This window comes from Bacillus sp. ISL-77, from assembly GCF_018613105.1.
In genome coordinates this window covers 31372-53001 of sequence record NZ_JAGGQY010000025.1, presented here as the reverse complement: position 1 = coordinate 53001, position 21630 = coordinate 31372, and the positions used below count along the sequence as shown (strand labels likewise).

Here is a 21630-nt window from a genome sequence, read left to right as displayed (position 1 = left end):
GAGATTAAGTTGCCTGAAAAGAAGAATGGCCATCGAGAAGATAAAACGCTCCAACTACATAAGGAAGAATTGCAGGTTAACAAGAAGTGGGTTGAGACGGCTGATGTTAGAGTATATAAGAAAACGTATACCGTGGAGAAACAAATTGTCGTCCCTATATTCCGTGAAGAGCTAATTATTGAGAAAAAGATATTAAATCCAGAAAGTGGAACAACTACACAAATTGAAACCACTCATATTCCTCTAAGCGAAGATCGTATTGAGGTCATATTAAACCCAACTATCCTTAATGATGTAGAAATTTTTAGGAATGAGTTTGAAGAGATTATTCAGATTAACGAAAATGTGAAAGAAGAAAAAGTCCAAATAGATACAATTGGGGATGTAAAAGTAGTGGTTGATGATAAATTGTAGAAAGCTATAATAATGTAAAAACTCGCCACGATAATATTGGCGAGTTTTTACATTATGACTCTTAGCTAAATTAAAATGTTAATCCATGACCAAGTTTATAAATATTCCCGTCGCTATCTTTATAAGCATAGTTAAATCCTTCAGGCATATATTCGTCCTTGACATAACCCGGTACATCATTTCTCGACACGCACTCACCATTTTCATCAACCGCAATGACCGCTTCACTCGCTGGCAATGTCAACGGTAACACACCTACTGGTGAGCTATTGCCCGCCATAACCTCATACTGTGCCTTATAGTAGGTATCATATCCAGCGATCAATGCATCTGCCAATGGTTCAACATTTCCAAGGATCCATGGCAGAATGACATTAACACTCATGATTACTTTTCCACCACGAATATGGATACTGTCGGCCACTTCCTTTAAATGGTTCATCCCACTCAAAGTCGTTTCTTGGTAGGAAGTACCATCCAAAGCAGCTACCGTTTTATCTTCGCATATTTCAAGTTCTAATAGTCCTGGTGTCGCATTGAAATAAGCTCCAGATTTGGGACTTAAAAACAATATAGCTACATCAGCTTCTTCATAGTTATCGGTCAAAGTAAATTGACCAAGCTCTTGACATTCCTGTCTAGCTTTTTCAGTATAAGAAGTTGCTCGTTCGGTCTCCTTTTGGAAAACTTCCACATAAACCTTCTTACCCTCCAGCTTTTCAGCTGTTAAAGGTAAGGTCTGCTTCTGATTCTTAAGCACAGTTACCGATTTTTTATGCGCTTCATAAGCAGCTTCCCAGTTTGCTGGATTTTCCACCACTTCAGCAGCATGGTCGGGTGAAACATACGTACGGTCATCAAATAGTCCTAAAGCAAACATTTCTGTAAGCAGTCGTACATTGGCTTCATTAATCCGCTTCTCACTGATCCATCCCTTTTCGATCGCTTTTTTTAGGTTTTCAATATCATTAGTGTCAGAAATAAGATCTGTCCCCGCATTAATCGCTTTAGCAAAACGTTCCGCCTCGCTTAATGTTTCAACGCCCCAGCTCATTTTACTTGTGACGCCGCTGTCGCTATTTATATAACCTTTGAACCCTAGTTTTTCTCTAAGGATCGTATTTAAGAAATAATGATTAAATGTAAAACCAACCTCTTCGAAAGGAATGTCTTCCCCTTCGAATTCTTGAACCACACTTTTCTTGATACTAGGAATCGAATAATATGGCATCATGGATGAAGTCCCATGTTCTACCGCTGCCCGAAACGGAGGCAGGTGATACTTTTCTAGGCTTCCTGGAGTTGGATACAGGTTCCATTTACCCTCTTCATAATGTGGATCAAATCCATTTTCCCTTGGTCCACCGCCAGGAAAATGCTTGGTCGTCATAGCAATACTATGATTTCCGAGGGTCTTCCCTTGAAAGCCGTCAATGATGCGGCCGATAACATCAGAAATAAATTCTGGGTCTTCACCGAATGTACCATATATCCGCTGCCATCTCGGGTCCGTAACAGTATCCGCCATATACATATATCCTTTTCTTAATCCAACCGCATCCCACTCATCATGTGCGATTTGGGCGAATTGGCTAATAAGTGAGGCATCACCGCCATTTTTCATATCTCCTTTTGCCGCTGCAGCAAGTCCTAACGTTCCAGGCCAAGTGGAAAAAATCCCAGCTGCATCATTCATACCAAAAATGAATTCAGTATTTTCGTTTCTTGAATTCGATGCGATTAAACATGGAATACCAAGACGTGACCCCTCACATACTTCATTCATGGTATTCACCCATTCTGCCATTTCGGATGGGCTCCAATTGTCTCTTAGAATAAAGTGGCGCAAATGCATGTTTTCAATCGTATGCGTGGTACCATATACTTTTGCTAAAGCAAAAATAGTTTCGCCCTTTTCAACAATTCCTTCATCTAACACGCCATCATGGCTTGTCTTACTCTTATCTTTTTGAGAAAGCCCCATCTGACGAGAATTAATAAGCATCATACCGACCTTTTCATCGGTATTCATCAATGAGACTAGGTTGTCCGCACGTTCTTTCGGACTCAAACGCCAATCCTTATATGGTTCTAATTTCCCGCTGTTATTCAGATCTTTAAATTTTAATCCATCAACTTCAATAATGTTCTTGACTCTTACTTCTAAATTCGGTTGTTTATGGTTAACTTCCATGTGAATGCCTCCTTAACTTGTTCATCCCCATCTTTCGGGAAAGTTGGGACAAGTGATAGATTCATGTTAGCAATTTGAGTTCGTTTCCACATCCATTATTGTTAACTTTTATATAAAATTGCACACTATTTTAAAATATTTTTTATAAATAAAATTTATTTAGAGTGAATTTGAATCAAATTTATAAAATTACAAAGATAACGTTAGAAGAGGCAATGATTTTAATCATGCTCCTTTTTTTCTAATGGTTTGCTCCCTTTATACTCTGTAGCTGTCATTCCATTTATTTCTTTAAATACTTTACAAAAATAATTATAGCTGCTAAAACCCACTTGAATACCAATATCTGTAATAGATAAATGCCCCTGTTCCATAAGAAAAATTGCCTCTTCGATCCGCTTTTTATGAATATAATCAATGACACTTATATTCAATTCTTTTTTAAATTTCTTCGCAAGATATGCTCGATTAAATCCAATTTCAGCTGCTACAGATTGCACATTTATAGTTTCCTTAAAGTGGATATTTATATACATTAATGCTTTCCTTACAACAGGACTATATCCATTAACAGCAAAATTCTTAACCGCATCACAATATTCTTCAATCATACTGAAATTTATCGCATCTAAATCGGACATCGCTACCGCTGCCTCAATCTTAAGTGCGAATTTTTCCGAAATAGCATGTAAATATTGAGGTTCAACCCCTCCCTTAGCAGCAGCCAATCTATTCATAGTATTACTTGAAAAGCTAAGATTTTTTTTCGCCCGCAAAGGATTCCCTGGAACTCTATAGGAAAAATCACCTGTGAATTCAATCAAAGCTTTCATTGCATTTTCTTTATCCCCAGTTTCGATAAAATGTAAAAATTTCTTTTCTGCCTCATACCTTAGCTTAACTTCCAAACCATCTTGGCCATAATCCTGCGGCTGTACATCCGGTTGATATTGCTCACTATGCTTTTTTGTCGTACTGAAATGGGAGTCAACTCGTGGATTCGCTAATAGATTCACTAACAAATCGCCAATTGCTATGTATGATTGTCCCAAATAGGGTAAGGATTTATAAAAATTCTCAATTGGTTTTACCCAATTATTTTCAAGATGATTTTCCCTCATCGCATTCCAAATAAAATGGTCAGTGACCCGCTCATTCAAGAAAGGCCCAACCAAAACCATTCCTTGAAACAGTTCTTCCTCGTTTATAGGCATCGCCATATACGATAGTTGGAATGAATCTGTATGAATACAAAAACTGTTCTTATTTGCCTTTTCTAAAGCTTTTTTAAGATCCAAATAGATTTTCTTTCGAGCTTCTGCAAAAATTAGGGGTTCACTATCATCAGATATGTGCAGAATCGTTTGAAATTGATGATCGACCGCTTGTACATCAATATTAAAAGCATTTTTAATTAGCCAACATTTACTTAGCAGTTCATCCACTAATATCACCCTTCAGAATCCTTTAAAACTATGTAATAAAATCAAAGAAAGAATGTAATCCACTGAAAATCCAGCAAAATTTTAATACTATAAACTCATTGCTTGGACTAACTATCTCTCCGAAAACCGCGAAACTATCTTGATTTCAGAGAATTTACTTTTTGTTTTATTATAGAAGTTTATGCGAAATTATCAAACTTCCAATGGATTTGGAAACCATGAAGATACTCCAATCAATGAAATTTTCCAAGTATGGTTGGATTTAAAAATTCTTTTTTCTCATCAACATATATAACCGATTTTAGTCGACATATATTTTTGTCAAATTCGTGAACATATAAGCACAGATACTGTTCGCAAGAAATTTTGTTCCAGTAAACACTTTATTTTAATAACTAATTTTGCTAATATTAACATATAGTTATTAAAAATAACCAAGGAACTATTTGAGGTGTTTATATATGGAGACAGAAAATAAATTATGCAGCAAAGTTGAAGCGTGCTATCATATTATGGGAAAAAAATGGATGGGTTTGATCATCCATACATTAATGGAGGAACCAAAAAGATTTAGTGAAATCCATACCTTTATACCAGATTTAAGTAAAAGAGTATTAAATGAACGTATGAAAGAGCTTGAGGATCTAGGAATTGTGTTAAGAAATGTTATTGCAGACCGTCCTGTACGGACCGAATATTCGTTAACCAAAAAAGGAACGGAACTTGGACGATCTCTTAAAGGTCTTGAGGAATGGGCAGATAAATGGTTATAGATAAAAATACCTCTCCATAATTTATTATGGAGAGGTATTTTTACTGTTTCTTAATGCTGAATGCACTTCAATATAAAAAAAAAAAACACCTTTATCATTTTACTAAGATAAAGGTGCTTAAATAACTCTATTTAGAAATACGTATTAATAATCTGTTTTTAAACAGTCGTTTTCCAGTCTGCAGCAAATTTTTCAATCCCTTGATCTGTTAATGGATGTTTTGATAATTGCTCAATTACCTTGAATGGAATCGTTGCAATATGAGCTCCAGCCATCGCTACACGGGTTACATGATCTGGATGACGAACAGATGCAGCAATGATTTGTGAATTCAAGTTTTGAATCTGGAACATCTTAGCAATTTTTGCGACTAATTCTACACCATCTTCGTTAATATCATCCAACCGGCCTAAGAATGGTGAAACATAAGTTGCACCTGCTCGTGCAGCGAGCAATGCTTGGTTCACACTAAAAATCAAGGTAACGTTGGTTTTTACACCTTTTTTCGTTAGATAACGGCAAGCCTCTAATCCATCTAACGTCATTGGAAGTTTAATGGTGATATTTTTATCGCCACCGTTAATTTTAATAAGTTCGTTTGCTTCTGTAATCATTTGATCAGCAGTCAAAGCATTAGGCGTTACCTCGGCAGATACAGACTCAACCTCAGGTACAGCATTAAGGATTTCAGCAATACGGTCTTCGAATTTTACTCCCTCTTTTGCCACTAAAGAAGGGTTGGTTGTTACTCCTGATAACACACCAATTTTATAGGCTTTTTTGATTTCCTCTAGGTTTGCAGTATCAATAAAAAATTTCATAATCTTTTTCCTCCAATTTTAATAAAATAAATGCTTTTTTTAATTCTTTTCGACAGCATGTCCACCAAACTCATTTCTTAATGCTGCTACAACTTTACCTGTAAAGGTGACCTTCTCCAAGGAACGATATCACATGAATAAAGACTTGGCAATAACTGGCGTAGCAATTAAATCAAAAGACCTTTATTATTTTTCCCTCAAATAGCCCCAATATTTTGTCAGATTTTGTTAAACCATACTTCTTAAGTGATTAGACAAAAGTCATTGAATCCATTTTTATTCCCACATGTTCGTCCTTTCTACCCACGAACTTTTGAGATTATGTTTTTATGACTATCCAAGGTAGGTTTTATCTCCCTTCAACTAAAGCTGGATTCCTCATTATTAATTTGTCCAACTTTCATTGGTTACTTTATGTAACAAGAATATATCTATCCGACAAAAATCGTCAAGTAAAATATCTTGAATTAATGATATTTATTTCATCAGTTAAATTTTCTACAAATAAAATTAACAAAACGAAACCTCGCTACAATGTTGTGAGCGAGGTTTTTTTCTTACTTAGCCAAATGTAAAATCTGTACAACATCAGCTTCATGTAACTTAACAAAATTGCCTAGTGGTCCTCTTTCTGTTCCCTTTTTAGCCATTTCCTCCAAGTGCTCTTCACCAATACCAGCTTCTTTCAATGTTACCGGCATACCGATGGAGCTAAAGAATTGTTCTATTTTCTTGATTCCTGCTAAAGCGGTTTTTTCTAAATTGTTTAAGTCAATTTCTACATCCCAGACTCGATTAGCAAATTGAACAAATCTATTTACATCATGTTTATACACATGTTTCATCCAGGCTGGGAATACAATCGCCAAACCTGCTCCATGTGCAATATCATAAATGCCGCTGATCTCATGTTCAATATCGTGGCTTCCCCAATCACCAACTCTTCCTGTCCCTAACAAATCATTATGCGCAATTGTGCCTGACCACATGATCTCAGCTCTTGCATCGTAATTGGTTGGGTCCTCGATGACTGTATGTGCATTATTTATAATGGCACGTAATGCCCCTTCACACAATCGATCTGTTAATTCTACATTCTTTTCATTGGTGAAATATCTTTCTAAGATATGCGCCATCATATCTGTGATCCCACATGCTGTTTGATAAGATGGTAAGGTGTATGTAAGTACAGGGTTTAGAATGGAAAACTTAGGACGCATGGTCGAATGACCCGTCGATCGCTTATACCATCCATCTTCGTTCGTAATAACCGTGCCCGAGCTAGATTCACTTCCCGCTGCAGGTATGGTTAACACAACTCCGATTGGCAAACAGTCTTGAACAGTAGATTTCCCTTCAAAGAAATCCCAAACATCCCCATCATATTTCGCACCAGCAGCGATCGCTTTGGCCGAATCAATTACACTTCCTCCACCTACAGCAAGAATAAGGTCAATGTTATGTTCCTTACAAAGGGCAACTCCTTCTCTAACAAGGCTGACTCGAGGGTTCGGCTTTACTCCGCCCAATTCAATTATTTCTATGCCCTGTTCAAGCAATGACTGCAGAATCCTATCATATAGTCCGTTAGTCTTGATACTACCTCCGCCATAATGCAAGAGAAGTTTTTTTCCATAAACAACGGCCTCTTGACCTACTAATTGCTCCTGATCTTTACCAAATATTAACTTTGTACTATTTTGAAAAACAAAATCTATCATGTTTATCCCTCCCACACAATATAGTAAACTTTTAAGAGATTAAAAACAATCGCTTTCATTCCTATTATTATCAATGGTGCCTGACACTTAAAGAATGCTCTTATGGTTTCTGACACTTTTTTGTTTCTGACAAAAAATCGTCTGTCGTCCCTCATGTTCATTTTCCTCATAAAAAAGAACTTTCCAATCACTAAACTCAGCCAATAATTCTCCAGGTAGCAGTTTATATTGATCGGATACTCCCTGACTCTCTTTTTTTGGAGACTTATAAAAGGTTTCCATAAAGAAATATCCATTGTCTTTAACGATTGATTTAACCAGCGGAAATAGTGATCGATCAAGATAATACGTGATGACAATCAAACTAAAAGAACTATTATTCAAATTAAGGTGGGTCATTTCCGTCAGATCGCACAAACGAGGAAAAATAGCGAGCTTTTGCTTTCCTGCTATTTCCTCGAGATAGTTGACAGCTACATCTGATATATCAATCGCTTGTACTTGAAAATTTAATCGTGCCAGAAACAGACTGTTTCCACCAAGCCCACATGCAAGATCGAGCGCAGACCCGCCGGTTAAATAAGGTGACAGGATTGCTAATCTCTCATTCGGCATTGGTGCTTCCAATTGATTTATACGTTCTTTATATTTGCTATTCCATTTATTTTTCGGATTCATTTGGAACTCCTTAACTGTGACTGGATAATAATTCGAGATAGTAGTAATCAATAAGTCAAAAGTGGATGGTCAAATTTTTTGTTAATTGGATGGTTATTTTCTATATCATAAACTTTAATATAAGAATCATACATTGAAACTTTAATGAAAAGTCCATAATTTTGGCAAAAAATTATTTATTATTAAATAATTCAGTTTCTTTTGATTATTAATCTTAGTGAGGATGAAACATATGAAGTTTGGTATGGCTCTTATTATTATCGTTTTAGTAGCTGCCCTGATTGGTACACTTGCGCTTACAGGAAAACCTGATGAGGACTATAAAGGTTCAACAAAACAAAACACAGTACGGTTGACGGCTATTTATGTGATTGTCATCTTAGGTGCAATCGGAGGATTGGCTTGGTATATTACGATGAACTAAACATTTATGAGTATCCCCATAGCTGAAGCTAGGGGTTTTACGCTGCTTTTTGATAACTTTTCCTTTAATAGTGATTAATAAATCTATGGCATTTGCACATATTAACCAAAAAAGGTGTGATTGCCGATGGATTTTCCCACTATTAAAACGAATTTTTGGGATGCAATATTTGCTATTCCAATCATTATACTGTTAACTCAACTAATTAAGGTTTTTTTCAAAATACCGAAATGGTTTGTACCTACGATTGCACTTATTTTTGGGCTGGGAATCTCAATTTTTATTAGTCACAAGCACAACACCCTTGGCGGAATATTTATGGGTTGGTTTTATGGATATGCAGCGATCGGAACATATGCTTCATTAAAAACAAATATTATTGCTTTCAGAAATAAACAAAGGAAATAGTATAAATCGCATATCTCTCCATTAAAAAAGCACTTTAGTCTTCTCCCACTTCAATTATTATCTTTCTCCATATCTCATGACATCTTTAGGCCTTAATGAAACAAGCACATTAATACTAAAAAAGTGCACTATAAAGTATAATAATGTATGTAAATTAGACATCTAAAGAAGGAGCATCTTTCATGGGTTTTATTGTTTATTTTGTTCTAATTATGATCATTCCACTATTAGTGCAAATGTACTTGAGAAATACCTATTCTAAATTTTTAAAAGTAGGAGCTTCCTCGGGTTTAACTGGAGCCCAGGCAGCTAGAAGAATCTTGGATCAAAATGGTTTGTATGATGTGTCGGTCGAACAAGTGTCTGGTCATTTATCCGATCACTATGATCCAAAAAGTAGAAGTGTTAGACTTTCCTCCACTAATTACAATGGTACTTCGATTGCATCGATTTCCGTTGCGATCCACGAGGTGGGTCATTGTTTACAGCAAAGGGACCGATATGTACCTTTACGCGTGAGACATGCATTAGTGCCTGTGGCTAATATCGGCTCTAATTTTTCATTTATCTTAATTTTAATAGGGTTACTTCTTTCTTCAGCCAACCTTTTATTACTAGGAATCATAGCAATGGCCGCGGCCGTGCTATTTCAGGTTGTTACATTACCGGTGGAATTCAATGCAAGTTCAAGAGCACTGAATGTAATGATTGGTTCTGGTTTGATTAGAAATGAAGAAGAGTATCGGGCGAGGAAAGTACTAAATGCTGCGGCATTAACATATGTGGCTGCGACTGTAGTAGCTGTAGCTGAATTACTTCGTTTTGTTCTAATGTTTACAGGAATGCGGAATGATGAGGACTAATAAGATAATTGATGTTGTGAATAGTCCTAGTAAATTTTAATCAAGCTTATAGTATCGCTTGTCCTATCTCTTGCATACTATATACTAAGACGATAGGAAGCACCTTTCGTCACCTTAGATTGACTATTTTTAGTCAGTCTTTTTTTAGGTCTACAACCCCAAAACAATAAATGATGTTTTTTCTAAGCCTAATAAGAGTTAGTTTACATAATATTATTACAGTAATAATGAATTGAATATTTCTAGCCAACACAATTTTCATATATATACCCATCTGATAATATTACCAATTGCATTTTAAAATGTATAAGCGTTGCTTTTTTAGGTTTTTTATTCAATATGTTATACTGTGCAGTATACCTGCGTAACAAAGAAAGATTGCATTGTAGGAGTGTGTTATATGAATTACAAGGTTGTCATCTTAGATATTGACGGAACGATCGTCCCGCATGGAAAAACGCTAAGTCCTGCCACAAAGGATGCGATTCAGCGGTTACGAGAGAAAAAAATAAACGTGGTTATAGCAACGGGGAGAGCTCCCTATTTTTCAGAGTCCATCCTTTCGGAAACTGGGGTCGACTCGATGGTCTTTTTTAATGGATCGTATGCCTATCATGAAGGAAAAGAAATATACAAGAATGCGATTGAAAAACATGTTTTAGAGAGAGTACATCTTTTGTCCAATGATTATCAACATCCACTGACTTTTTTGGGAGGTACGAGCTTTAAAGCTACCGATCTAAGCCATCCATTCGTCGTGGAAGCGTACCAACATGATCCGTGGAAGCCCGAACTTGCCCCGCCTCAATTTTGGACCGAACAGGATATTTATCAAATGTTCCTTCATTGTGACGTGGAGGAAGAGGCTTCTTATCAAACAAAGATTCCGGAATTAGATTTCAGAAGATGGAGTTCAGGAGCAAGAACCTGTGACGTGAATTTGTCCAATTCCAATAAAGCAGTTGGTTTGACTAAATTGTTGGAAAGGTTCGGCATTGCACCTGATGAAGCTGTTGCCTTTGGCGATGGTTTAAATGATATGGAAATGCTGTCATTGGTCGGAATGGGAGTAGCCATGGGAAATGCCCGCGATGAATTGAAACAAGTAGCCGATATGGTCACACTCTCCGCCGAAGAAGACGGAGTTCGCTACGGATTAAAGCGCCTCGGTTTAATTTAATCGTCGCGCCCTTTTATTTCCAAGTAGAGCTTAGAAGAAATACATACGGCTAATAGGGACCAAGGAGTGAAAAAATGAATTTGGCCATGAAGTGATCCCAGAAGAAAAAATTGAGTATTGTAGAGATTTATGTAATGAACTCATGACCTATCAAAAATCAAAAGCATACATAACACCGGAATTGTTTGACAGCATGAATTTTGACACACGAATGATTCCTTCTATAAAAAGCGCCTTACACAATTACATTGTGGTAGTGAAAGATGATGAGAAAATCGTCGGTTATGTCTATTCTGTTAGTCATGAGATTTTGGATGGTTTTATTACTGTTTTACGAAGTAAAGAATATAATGAAACTTCCCTATTTTGGAAGATTCTCTGTAACGTATTTTGCATCAAATTTTGTATTTAAAAAATGGCTCAGTTCACTGTTCTGAGCCATTCCTTATTTTAATCTTTTAAAGCTTAATGAACTAAAGCACTTGCACTCTTATGTTGAAGAAGGATTTTTCATTGTGTATCGTACCAAGCAATGATCATATTAGGTTAAGTCTAGTTGTCTATTTACTTTAGATGCCAGTTTTAGTACCGATGATTACCGTGGCGTCCAATTCATCATTTCTGGCTACTTTCGGGATAAGCCCCATACTAGAAAAAATTTCAAAGGTTTGGTATGCTTGCTGTTCGCTCGTTTCTAACAAAAGGTGCCCTCCCGGAGCTAACCAGAGAGGTGCCTCTTTCGCTACCATACGCTGTAGCTCAAGTCCGTCCTTCCCTCCGTCAAGGGCCAGTATTGGTTCATACAGGCGAGCCTCCCGGGGAAGCAGCTTGATCGCCTCGGTAGGTACGTAAGGAGCATTAGCAACTACGATGTTCACACGGCCTTGAAGGGACTGGGGTAGGGCTGTATACAAGTCCCCTTGAAAAACGTGGCCACCAAAAGCTGTTATGTTGCCTCCAGCACAGCTTACTGCAGCGGGGTCGAGGTCAACAGAGTACAAGGCTACCCGTCCTAAAGTTGCTGCAAGAGCTGCACCTACAGCTCCTGACCCGCAACACATATCAACAACGATATCCCCTAAACAAGTTAGGGTTTCTGCCTGACGGACAAGAAACTCTGTTCGTTTGCGAGGCACGAAGACCTCAGAGTCTATCTTTATCCTCAGACCACAGAACTCTGTGTACCCAATGACGTGTTCAAGAGGTATCCCCTCGGTTCGCATTTCGACCATTTTCATAAGGTCATCCAATGTCGGTGCTTCAGATATAAGTAGCAGTGCCTCTTCGTCTGCAAAAACACTACCAGAAGTCCGAAGCTTATGGATGATAATTTCTTCAGTTTGGTCATCCATATAAAATTTAATTTGCTTTACTATTGATACCACCCAATCTTTCCTTATAAGTTGGCTTTTATTTATTCCTTTAAATTCGCAAGAATCTGGAAAATCTGTCCTCTATGGTAGATAACCCACTCAGTTTCTGGTTCAAAATCTGGTAAAGGTAATACCAATAAATTTTTTCTCTTATCTTTTTTCTCCTCTCTTTTAATTCATATATTCTCTGTGAAAGTTAATGTTCCTTCTTAAACTAACGAACCAAAGCTTAAGTAAAAACTTTCACAATCTATTAATAAAAAATGACCATCAATTTAACTTACAATTTGATGGTCATTTTACATTACATTTTTAATGTTTTGCGAGAGTTAACTGAACCTGTTATGGATTTACACCTCTCTTTTCACCTATGCTGCTCCCAAATATCTACCTTCTTCTTATTACAAATTAACACCTTTCATGCCAGCTTCATGGTAACGTTCTCCAGCTGCAACACCCCGAGGAGCAACTTCGTTTATACGTGCTAAGTCAGTTTCTGTTAACGATACATCAAGAGCCCCGACATTTTCCTCTAAGTATTGGACCCTCTTCGTGCCTGGGATTGGAACAATGTCATTTCCTTGACCTAGCAGCCAGGCAAGGGCAAGCTGGGAAGGCAGGCAGGCTTTTTCCCGTGCTATTTCGATAATTTTATTGACCAGTTCCAAATTTTTCTGGAAGTTTTCTCCTTGGAATCGAGGAGAAAAGCGGCGATAATCATCGGCTGCTAAGTCTTCAAATTTCTGAATCTGCCCTGTTAGAAATCCTCTTCCTAATGGACTGTAAGGGACAAAACCGATTCCCAGTTCCCGGCAAGTGGGCAGAATATCATCTTCGACGTCACGGCTCCAAAGGGAATACTCGGTCTGAACAGCGGTAATCGGATGAATAGCAAAAGCACGTCTAATAGTTTGGGAGGCTGCTTCTGACATACCTAGAAAGCGCACTTTCCCTTCCCTAACTAAATCCGACATTGCGCCGATTGTTTCTTCAATTGGTGTGTTTGGGTCGACTCGATGTTGGTAGTATAGATCGATATGATCCACACCTAAGCGGCGAAGGCTAGCTTCACAGGCTTCTTTGACATATTCAGGGCGGCCATTTATTCCCAGAAAAGCTCCATCTTCAGATCTTACATTTCCAAATTTAGTGGCAACAACCACTTGATTCCGACGACCTTTAATTGCCCGTCCGAGTAATTCTTCATTTTTACCTACGCCATACATATCAGCTGTGTCGAGAAGCGTAATCCCCATTTCAATGGCACAATGGATTGTTTTAATAGACTCGTCGTCATCTCTCCCACTGTAAAAATCCGACATCCCCATACAGCCTAGTCCAAGCGCCGATACTTCCAGCCCAGTTTTACCTAATATTCTTTTTTGCATTCCAACACACCTTTCTCCATGTCGTTCCGTATTAAGAACATTATAATACGCTAATTACATTGAGTAAATGAGTTAAAGATACTAGTGAATATAGAAAAGGGGCTCTATTTTACCTATACCCGATAAACTAACTGACTTCGGTATGATAAAGCACCTATTTCTAACCCTAACCCAATAAATTATCTGACATCAGTAAGATAGAGCGATTCTTAATGCTTATGCAAAGATAGGAACCTTTAATCACAGAGAAAAAAGACTAACCGCGAATAGTTAGTCCCTGACCGAAGAAATTACAATATTCCTTTTAACGATTCCATTACTTGATCAATCTCATCTTTCGTCGTAAACCTGCCTAAGCTAAAGCGGATCGCACCCATCCCCACCTCTTCAGGAACATCCATCTCTTTTAATACCGGTGATAATTCAATGCTGCCGGCATGACAGGCTGATCCAGTTGAAGCCGCTAAATATGGGATGGCTGACAACAAGTCTTGACCGATTTTTCTTACAAAACTTACATTTAAAGTATTGGGCAGACGTTCCTCAGGGTGTCCATTCAATACTACCTGGTCTCCAAACGCATCCTGTAATTGCTGCCAAAAATAGTCGGTCAAATCTTTTATGCTACGATTTCCTACCTGTTGTTTAGCAATTTCACTAGCTATTCCTAATCCCACTGCTAGTAAAGTATTTTCCGTGCCGGCACGCAGGCCAAACTCATGCCCAGCCCCATGTATGAGTGGTTCCAATTCGATTCCCTCTCGTATATAGAATGCTCCAATTCCTTTCGGAGCATAGAGTTTATGGCCGGCAATCGTGAGCATATCTACCTTCAAATCATCCACATTAACCGGGACTTTTCCAACCGATTGAGAAGCATCCGTATGAAAAGCTATCCCATACTCTTTAGCTATATCCCCGATCGCTTTGATTGGCTGTAAGGTACCTGTTTCATTATTGGAATGCATAATCGAAATCAGGATCGTTTCCTTAGTGATCGCCTTTTCTATTTCTTCTAGTGTAACTTTCCCAGTCCGATCCACGTCTACATATGTGACCTTTGCCCCAATTTGTTCGAGGAATTTGCATGGATTCATGATCGCAGGATGTTCAATTTTAGAAGTAATGATATGGTTCCCTTTATGCCGATTTTTAAAATAAAAACCTTTTAATGCAAGGTTATTGGCTTCGCTGCCCCCACTTGTGAAAATAAGCTCACTAGAGGAACAACCAATTAACTCAGCAACCTGTTTTCGGGCACTATGTAATAATTCTTTTACTGGTCTCCCCGCCCAATGTAAGGCGGATGGATTCCCATAAAAATCATCTAGCAACGGTTTCATGGACTCTACTACTTCAGGAGCCATAGGTGTGCTGGCATTGTAATCAAGATAAATTTTTTCCATCGATTGATTCATTCCCTTCCACTTCTAAACCGATGATTAAACCATGACCTTCGCACTGTTTTTAATAAATTCTAAGAACAAATTATTCATCTCAGCGTTTGTACTTGCCATGGATTCAGGATGCCACTGAACACCCACAGTAAATGTGGTTGGATGGCTATATTCTACTGCTTCAACGATTCCATCGGATGATTGTGCAACGATACGAAGATCGCTGGCTACCTCACCGATTGCTTGATGATGAAGACTATTCACTCGGATACGATCAGATCCTACTATTTCAAACAATCTACTATTTTTGGAGATGGTCACCCAATGGGTATCTTGACTTCTATCAATCTTCTGAGAGTGTTGGATTGGTTCAATGACTTGACTCGGGATATCCTGAATTAATGTTCCTCCCAAAGCGACATTCAAAATTTGCACACCTCTACAAATCGCAAGAAGGGGAATATCGTTCTCAAGCGCATATTTAACAATCGCTATCTCTGCCAAGTCCCGCTCTGGTGTAGTTGGACCTAAGTGGTGATGTGGATCCTGATTAAAAAGTTTAGGATCGACGTCCTCTCCCCCGCTTAGGATAATTCCATCACATAAACCAAGCGTTTCTAAAGAAATTTCGGGGTTAATATATGGAAGGATAATAGGAATCCCACCATTGGCGACAACACTTTTATGGTAATCATGGTGCACATAAACACCTTCCATATAGTCGTTATGTTTAACATAGGCACCCGTTATGCCGATAATTGGTTTTCTGTTCATCTTTCTTCCCCCTATGACTTTGACACTAATATTGCTATCTTAACACAATAACTTTTCAATACAGCAGTGAAAAAATTTACATAATCTTAAAATGAACTTCATATATTAATCTGTATTGCAAATATACAATAATATTAACATGATCAAAGGATGGAGATACTATGGAGCATGTTCTTTACAATGGAAAGAAATATATTATCCTTTACACGTACGATACTGGATACTGCGAGATTAAAGAAATAGAAAGTGTTCATAATGTACAATTGGTTCATTTATCAGAATTAAAAAATCTAACTTAAAAGATAAAGCTGGAAAAGGAAAAACTCCTTAACCAGCTTTTTTAATGCGTAGATGTGTTAAACTAGGCTGTTGATTTCCGCTCCAATCAACTTGGCTATAAAATCAACAATGACCTTAAACACAGCCTAATGCTTAAAAAGTTGTATGATTTTTTTAATTGATTAAATTATTTAAATATTTTATTAAAAATTATTTCGAAATCCGAAAAAGATGTTAAAATCTATTTATTAAATTGAAATAGATTGTAGGGGATTGGATGAATAAGAATAAAAAGCTATGGCTTATTTATGGGATGTTATTTTTTGCCACGGCTACATGGGGAAGTGCGTTTCTTGCTGGTAAAGTCGCCGTAAAAGACTTTGAACCAGCAACCGTTGCTTTTTTACGTTTTTTGGGGGCTGCTATTCTATTGTTTCCGCTTATGTGGTTGATGGAAAAAAATCGAAAGAGGCCAACTCTCAAAGATTATGGATTATTTGCCGTACTTGGATTAACAGGCATTGCAATTTATAATATTTGTTTTTTTATAGCTACCAAACATGCACCGGTTATTAAGAGTTCCTTATTTATTGCCTCAAACCCAGTACTGATCGTCCTTTTATCAGGATTATTTTTAAAAGAAACAATCACCAAAAACCATGTGATTGGAATGGTGATTGCCCTTACTGGGGTTACCTTCATTATTACCGATGGTCACCTACTCTCACTGTTCCAATACGGTTTTGAGACGATCGACTTTGTTTTACTAGGTGCGGTAATAAGCTGGGCATTGTACAGTGTGGTTGGTAAAGTCGTTTTAAAAAAATTCAGCGCAGTGGAATCCACTACTTATGCTGTTGCTTTTGGTACCATATTTTTATTTCCGTTCGCATATGCGGAAACATCCTGGCACGAAGTACAAAACGCTAGTGTTTCAACCTGGATCGCCATTTCGCATATGAGCATATTTGTAACAGTTGTTTCATTTATCATGTACTATTACGGCATAAAAGAGGTTGGTGCTGCAAAGGCTTCTATCTTTATTAATGTGATGCCGTTATCAGCTGTCTTGATGGCTACCTTCTTTTTAGGTGAGACCTTTACATTGGCTCAAGGAATAGGTGCCGCCTTTGTTTTAACTGGGGTATATATTGGAACCAACACGAAACTATTTAGAAGAAAATTACAAGCAGCATGACTTAAAGGTCAAAACGGCAGTGATTTAGCTAATCACCGCCGTTTTCTTTTTATTTTTATTAATTTCACACCTTAAAAAGATGAAACAATGGAAGAGACGATATGCCGAGAATCCCATTGTCCTTCGGAAAAAGAAATGATTGGATATTTTTTCGGGAAAAGCATTTGAGTAATTTCATCAATCGAGCGACCTTGCTTGTGGAAATTTCCCACTTCACCGGAAAGATTCTCAAGATAATCTAATTTTTGCTTCATCATACTTTTTCCATCCTTAATATAACCAGCATGACAGCAAAACAGGGCTTGAAAGTCAAAGCTGAGCAGCCTGCGAATCGAATCGATAATAACCGGAATGGATTCGCTGTCCATAATGACCTTCGTTTTCGGTGTTACGAATAAATCACCTGAAAATAATCGGCCAGATTCTTCATGAAAAAAAGAGACATGGTCATCGGCATGTCCTGGCGTATAGATGACTTTCCATTCTTGACTACGAGATTGAATCACGTCCTCAAGCGGCAAGGGTTGAAACGGCGTCCGCTTTCCCCAGGTAAGCTTGCGGTACTTAGGATAGGGATAAGGCTCATTACAGATACTAATACCTTTTGGATGTAAATAGATTGGAATTTTTTTTTGCTTCTGAATCCATGGGGCTAAACCAGAATGGTCTTCATGACTATGTGTCAATGTTACTATCTCAAAGTTAAGATTCTCATAAATAGGGATAAGCTCTGTTTCAAGACACTGGGGCCCTGTATCAATTAGCATTCCGTCTACCAAAAAAGAATAAACCGTGCCTAATTTGAGTCCCGACTGTTGAACATTTCCTTCTATACAAAATACGTCCTCATTCGTTAATACGTTTAACATTATCGATTATGCACACCTTTCTTTTTCGAATTTTCAAAATACTCTATTTAACTGTATCGAAAAATGAATGAATAATCAATCATGTTATCCTGATGAAATTTAAACCTACTTATCAAAAGATAAATGCATATTTCTCTACTTTTTTTCAAATTATATGAAAAAAAGGTGGTTATATAAATGAGTAATTGGCATCTCATTTTGTCTGGTATTGCATTGTTAGTATTGATTGGCGGTTTAATTTTTACGTTAGGGACTGGAAGAATGGTCAGTACTAGATCAGGTGAATTTGATACGCAAATCAATGAAAAAACTCAAAGACATCCTTATTTACTGAATCCAGTGTTTCTTGTTTGGATTATCGCCATTGCAGCTATCATTATTTATATCATCTATCTTGGCTTTAATTACTATTGATAAAAAACGCAGCGAAAAAACCCCGCTATTATCCGGTGGTACCTTTCGCTGCGTTATATTTTTATTCTGCCGGAGCATGTTCCACGGCGATTTGGTATGCAGCCAATATCGCTTCACTTTCGGAAGGGTCATTTATACCTACTAAGTCTTGGTTACCTTCCTCACCCTCAATCTTCATTACGATGGTTTCATCCTCTGCATTTAGTAGCGCATAGGACTCGTCCTCCATATCAAACAAGGCTTCAACAGCAAATTCTTTAAGATTCCCGTGGCCATCTTCAATTGTTATATAATCACGTGGTTCATCATGCTTCATCGTCTCTCACCTCAACAAAAGTACTCAGAAATATTGTTCCCTCTACCATCAAAAAGTTCAGTGGAAAAATATTGTTACTACTCAATACGAAATTGGGGAAATTAATATAACAAACTGTAAAAAGGGGGGACTATTATGACAGAAAAAATTATTGAGGTAGTCACACCGCAGATGCAACAAGAAATTGAGCATGTGATAAATGGCATGACTTTTACCAAAAATTTTCGCTCAGCCACAGCTGAAGAGTGGTATGTTTTTTTGCCTGGCTATCAAGATCCTCGAACAGGTGGAGCTGCTGGGAAAGCCATTGTTCATTATGATCTTTACGGAAATCGAGACATTTTTATAAATACCACATTGATTATAGACGATCCTGCTCTATTTCAACCAGATGTCCACCCTCTTGTCTATGCGGTCGCAGACGAGGTGGTAAATAGACTCGTTGGCTACGCTGATACCTTGCTGTCTGTTCATGCCGGCGAAAATTCTTATGATGCAGAGTATATAAAATAAACCAATAGGATTTCCTCATTTCGTTATCAATAAAAATAGTAACTCCAACTTTCCATGAACTTATTGATTGGGTGATGTGTCATTGAATATTAGTTTTGTGAGTTGAAAGGTTAAGTTATAGTGGTTGTTAGCGGGTTTACCAAGAACATTGGTACAACAAATAGTGGGTTTCAAAATTGAAGTGTTTAATGAGGGCTGCTAATAAGGCTTGGGTCTCTTCAATTTCCCTGTAATAATAGGAATCATAAGAGAGGTTACCAAAAAAACAACCAGGTCTTGTTGGTAAAATATTATAAGGAGGTTCCTTTTCCTTTAGAACTTGAAGACATAAGTTATTTAGGTCCAGCAAATTTTCCTTTGTGACTTCTTGTGTGAAAAGAGGGTCATCTTCCCCGTTATGGAGCGTTTCGACAAACCAATTGTGAATTTGATTGGCCTTTCGCCAGTACGCAACTTCTTCATAAATACTCGACCATGAGGAATCATATTCCTTAAAATGCTTAATATGCGGCTTTAGCCTTTCATAGATTTCATCCTGATCTGCTTTATGCTTACTCATTTGTGCACTTGCTAAAACGATTTCATCATAATCCATTCCAGTGATCTTAGGTAAAGAAAATAAATACATATCCAGTCCCATTTTCTAACTCCTTTTTCTAATTTATTAGCTGTAAACATATAGTAATACAACCACTATTATCCTATCATAAAAAATCTCCATAACAGCCCACTTTATATGAACAAATATTGAATTTTTCGACATTTTTCTATATAAACTGCTATTATTTATTGTTAAAATAAAAATCAAAATGAAGAAGGGTTTTCCTTCAGAAAGAGGTTTTAAAGTGTCACATAACCCAGTTAATTCAAAACCAGATTGGTTGAAGAGTTACATAGATTCACCAGAAAAGCAGGAAAAGTTATATCGACGGACATTACTGATTGTTGTCATGTCACAAATTTTTGGAGGGGCAGGACTTGCTGCAGGAATAACTGTAGGAGCACTTCTTGCCCAAGATATGTTAGGGACGGATAGTTATGCAGGGATTCCAGCAGCGTTATTAACGTTGGGTTCTGCTGGGGCAGCTCTGCTTATCGGTCGAGTCTCGCAACGATTTGGACGCCGAATAGGACTTGCGGGCGGGTTCTTGACCGGCGGTATAGGTGCGATTGGAGTAATCGTTTCAGCCATCACAAGTAATATCTTTCTCCTTTTTGCCTCGCTCCTGGTCTATGGTGCAGGCTCAGCTTCAAACTTACAAGCACGCTATGCCGGAACCGACTTAGCAAAACCTGCACAGCGAGCAACATCCGTCAGCATTGCCATGGTATCAACCACATTCGGAGCTGTAGCGGGACCGAACTTGGTCGATGTAATGGGTCAATTTGCCACATCAATCGGTGTCCCTGCTCTAGCCGGTCCATTCATTCTTGGCGCGACTGCCTTTATCCTTGCTGGTTTAATCCTTTTAGCTTTCTTGCGCCCAGATCCTCTGATTGTTGCAGAAGCCATTGCAGTTGGTCAGCGAACCAGTAGTAGTAACCCTTTAGAGAAGCAATCTAGCAATCTAGCAAACAATAAACGAGGAATCGTTGTGGCAGCGACAATTATGGTTTTAACTCAGATTGTCATGACATCCATAATGACAATGACACCTGTATACATGAAACATCATGGGCATGGTCTGAGAGAAGTCGGAATGGTAATCGGCTTCCATATAGGTGCCATGTACCTTCCCTCTCTCATAACAGGTATTCTCGTAGATAAGTTAGGCCGAACTAAAATGGCCATCGCATCTGGTGCCACTCTGCTTGCTGCAGGCATTCTTGCTGGCAGTGCCCCTGCTGATTCCCTGTTGGTTCTTATCATCGCACTAGTTTTGCTCGGGCTTGGCTGGAACTTTGGGTTAATTAGCGGCACGGCACTGATCGTTGATTCAACATCCCCCTCCACCCGGGCTAAAACGCAGGGAACTGTAGATGTTTTGATCGCTTTGGCTGGGGCATCCGGGGGAGCGCTTTCCGGAATGGTGGTCGCACAAACTAGCTACGCTGGACTTTCAATTGCTGGAGGGATCCTTTCCCTACTTCTAATCCCTGTTGTGATCTGGTCTCGTAGCAATCAAACCATGAACTACAACCACTATAGGTACTAGTCGGATTTAAAAAAGATGATCCCTGTTCAATA

The 21630-nt window shown here is 38.1% G+C and carries 23 protein-coding genes and 1 pseudogene; 11 read left to right on the top strand and 13 right to left on the bottom strand.

All coding sequences use genetic code 11. The features are described from left to right. Positions 1-9: 9 nt before the first annotated feature. On the top strand, positions 10-414 hold the full coding sequence (locus J7E77_RS09705; protein ID WP_214713778.1) for a YsnF/AvaK domain-containing protein: 405 nt from the start codon (positions 10-12) through the stop codon (positions 412-414). A gap of 70 nt (positions 415-484) precedes the next feature. Here J7E77_RS09705 and J7E77_RS09700 read toward each other — a convergent pair whose 3' ends face one another. Together J7E77_RS09700 and J7E77_RS09695 are read right to left on the bottom strand one after the other, a co-directional pair. Next, positions 485-2608 carry a glycoside hydrolase family 3 protein gene (locus tag J7E77_RS09700; protein ID WP_214713776.1) on the bottom strand — a complete coding sequence of 708 codons (2124 nt, stop codon included), beginning with the start codon at positions 2606-2608 and terminating at the stop codon, positions 485-487. Between the two features lie 221 nt (positions 2609-2829). After that, entirely contained in the window at positions 2830-4053 is a 1224-nt protein-coding gene (locus J7E77_RS09695) for an AraC family transcriptional regulator (protein ID WP_214713774.1), read from the bottom strand. A 461-nt stretch (positions 4054-4514) separates the two neighbouring features. On the opposite strand from J7E77_RS09695, the gene J7E77_RS09690 reads away from it, so the two are divergent. Continuing rightward, the gene (locus J7E77_RS09690) at positions 4515-4826 is read left to right on the top strand and encodes a winged helix-turn-helix transcriptional regulator (RefSeq protein WP_214713772.1); all 312 of its coding nucleotides are present in this window, start codon (positions 4515-4517) and stop codon (positions 4824-4826) included. A gap of 158 nt (positions 4827-4984) precedes the next feature. On the opposite strand, the gene fsa is transcribed toward J7E77_RS09690, so the two are convergent. From fsa to J7E77_RS09670, 4 genes and pseudogenes are all read right to left on the bottom strand, one after another. Further along, positions 4985-5647 (bottom strand): fructose-6-phosphate aldolase, encoded by a 663-nt coding sequence (gene fsa / locus J7E77_RS09685; protein WP_214713770.1) that lies wholly within the window; start codon positions 5645-5647, stop codon positions 4985-4987. Between the two features lie 39 nt (positions 5648-5686). Continuing rightward, a pseudogene (locus J7E77_RS09680) lies at positions 5687-5812 on the bottom strand (phosphogluconate dehydrogenase (NAD(+)-dependent, decarboxylating)); the annotation flags it as partial. Positions 5813-6204: 392 nt separating this feature from the next. Next, on the bottom strand, positions 6205-7368 hold the full coding sequence (locus tag J7E77_RS09675) for an iron-containing alcohol dehydrogenase (RefSeq protein WP_214713768.1): 1164 nt from the start codon (positions 7366-7368) through the stop codon (positions 6205-6207). Between the two features lie 87 nt (positions 7369-7455). Continuing rightward, positions 7456-8046: a class I SAM-dependent methyltransferase gene (locus J7E77_RS09670; RefSeq protein ID WP_214713766.1), complete on the bottom strand. Its 591-nt coding sequence runs from the start codon at positions 8044-8046 to the stop codon at positions 7456-7458. A 232-nt stretch (positions 8047-8278) separates the two neighbouring features. Between J7E77_RS09670 and J7E77_RS09665 the strand changes: the two genes are divergently transcribed. From J7E77_RS09665 to J7E77_RS09650, 4 genes are all read left to right on the top strand, one after another. Further along, a complete protein-coding gene (locus tag J7E77_RS09665; RefSeq protein ID WP_214713764.1) occupies positions 8279-8470 on the top strand; it encodes a hypothetical protein in 192 nt (63 codons plus the stop codon). Positions 8471-8596: 126 nt separating this feature from the next. After that, positions 8597-8878: a hypothetical protein gene (locus J7E77_RS09660; protein ID WP_088088321.1), complete on the top strand. Its 282-nt coding sequence runs from the start codon at positions 8597-8599 to the stop codon at positions 8876-8878. Positions 8879-9060: 182 nt separating this feature from the next. Next, a complete protein-coding gene (locus J7E77_RS09655) occupies positions 9061-9741 on the top strand; it encodes a zinc metallopeptidase (protein WP_088088322.1) in 681 nt (226 codons plus the stop codon). Positions 9742-10141: 400 nt separating this feature from the next. Beyond that, complete coding sequence (locus J7E77_RS09650) at positions 10142-10921, top strand: Cof-type HAD-IIB family hydrolase (RefSeq protein ID WP_214713762.1); 780 nt, start codon at positions 10142-10144, stop codon at positions 10919-10921. Between the two features lie 569 nt (positions 10922-11490). Here J7E77_RS09650 and J7E77_RS09645 read toward each other — a convergent pair. From J7E77_RS09645 to J7E77_RS09630, 4 genes are all read right to left on the bottom strand, one after another. Then, on the bottom strand, positions 11491-12273 hold the full coding sequence (locus J7E77_RS09645; RefSeq protein ID WP_214713961.1) for a putative protein N(5)-glutamine methyltransferase: 783 nt from the start codon (positions 12271-12273) through the stop codon (positions 11491-11493). 422 nt (positions 12274-12695) lie between these two features. Beyond that, a complete protein-coding gene (locus tag J7E77_RS09640) occupies positions 12696-13682 on the bottom strand; it encodes an aldo/keto reductase (RefSeq protein WP_214713760.1) in 987 nt (328 codons plus the stop codon). 290 nt (positions 13683-13972) lie between these two features. Then, positions 13973-15100, bottom strand: coding sequence for a cysteine desulfurase family protein (locus tag J7E77_RS09635; RefSeq protein WP_374102963.1), 1128 nt, complete (start codon positions 15098-15100; stop codon positions 13973-13975). Positions 15101-15124: 24 nt separating this feature from the next. Then, positions 15125-15853, bottom strand: coding sequence for a gamma-glutamyl-gamma-aminobutyrate hydrolase family protein (locus J7E77_RS09630; RefSeq protein ID WP_214713758.1), 729 nt, complete (start codon positions 15851-15853; stop codon positions 15125-15127). A gap of 161 nt (positions 15854-16014) precedes the next feature. Between J7E77_RS09630 and J7E77_RS09625 the strand changes: the two genes are divergently transcribed. After that, entirely contained in the window at positions 16015-16152 is a 138-nt protein-coding gene (locus tag J7E77_RS09625; RefSeq protein WP_214713756.1) for a hypothetical protein, read from the top strand. A 257-nt stretch (positions 16153-16409) separates the two neighbouring features. Next, on the top strand, positions 16410-17330 hold the full coding sequence (locus J7E77_RS09620; RefSeq protein WP_251026611.1) for a DMT family transporter: 921 nt from the start codon (positions 16410-16412) through the stop codon (positions 17328-17330). 71 nt (positions 17331-17401) lie between these two features. Here J7E77_RS09620 and J7E77_RS09615 read toward each other — a convergent pair whose 3' ends face one another. Then, positions 17402-18199 carry an MBL fold metallo-hydrolase gene (locus tag J7E77_RS09615; protein WP_214713754.1) on the bottom strand — a complete coding sequence of 266 codons (798 nt, stop codon included), beginning with the start codon at positions 18197-18199 and terminating at the stop codon, positions 17402-17404. Between the two features lie 177 nt (positions 18200-18376). Here J7E77_RS09615 and J7E77_RS09610 point away from each other — a divergent pair, with 177 nt between their 5' ends. Continuing rightward, positions 18377-18613 carry a hypothetical protein gene (locus J7E77_RS09610; protein ID WP_168244628.1) on the top strand — a complete coding sequence of 79 codons (237 nt, stop codon included), beginning with the start codon at positions 18377-18379 and terminating at the stop codon, positions 18611-18613. A 61-nt stretch (positions 18614-18674) separates the two neighbouring features. Here the strand turns inward: J7E77_RS09610 and J7E77_RS09605 are convergent, their stop codons facing one another. Continuing rightward, positions 18675-18929, bottom strand: a complete 255-nt coding sequence (locus J7E77_RS09605) for a DUF1292 domain-containing protein (protein ID WP_214713752.1) — start codon at positions 18927-18929, stop codon at positions 18675-18677. 135 nt (positions 18930-19064) lie between these two features. On the opposite strand from J7E77_RS09605, the gene J7E77_RS09600 reads away from it, so the two are divergent. Next, on the top strand, positions 19065-19442 hold the full coding sequence (locus tag J7E77_RS09600) for a hypothetical protein (RefSeq protein WP_214713750.1): 378 nt from the start codon (positions 19065-19067) through the stop codon (positions 19440-19442). A 136-nt stretch (positions 19443-19578) separates the two neighbouring features. Here the strand turns inward: J7E77_RS09600 and J7E77_RS09595 are convergent, their stop codons facing one another. Beyond that, positions 19579-20082 carry a hypothetical protein gene (locus J7E77_RS09595; RefSeq protein ID WP_214713748.1) on the bottom strand — a complete coding sequence of 168 codons (504 nt, stop codon included), beginning with the start codon at positions 20080-20082 and terminating at the stop codon, positions 19579-19581. Positions 20083-20251: 169 nt separating this feature from the next. Between J7E77_RS09595 and J7E77_RS09590 the strand changes: the two genes are divergently transcribed. Beyond that, positions 20252-21598, top strand: coding sequence for an MFS transporter (locus tag J7E77_RS09590; protein WP_214713746.1), 1347 nt, complete (start codon positions 20252-20254; stop codon positions 21596-21598). Positions 21599-21630 lie beyond the last annotated feature (32 nt).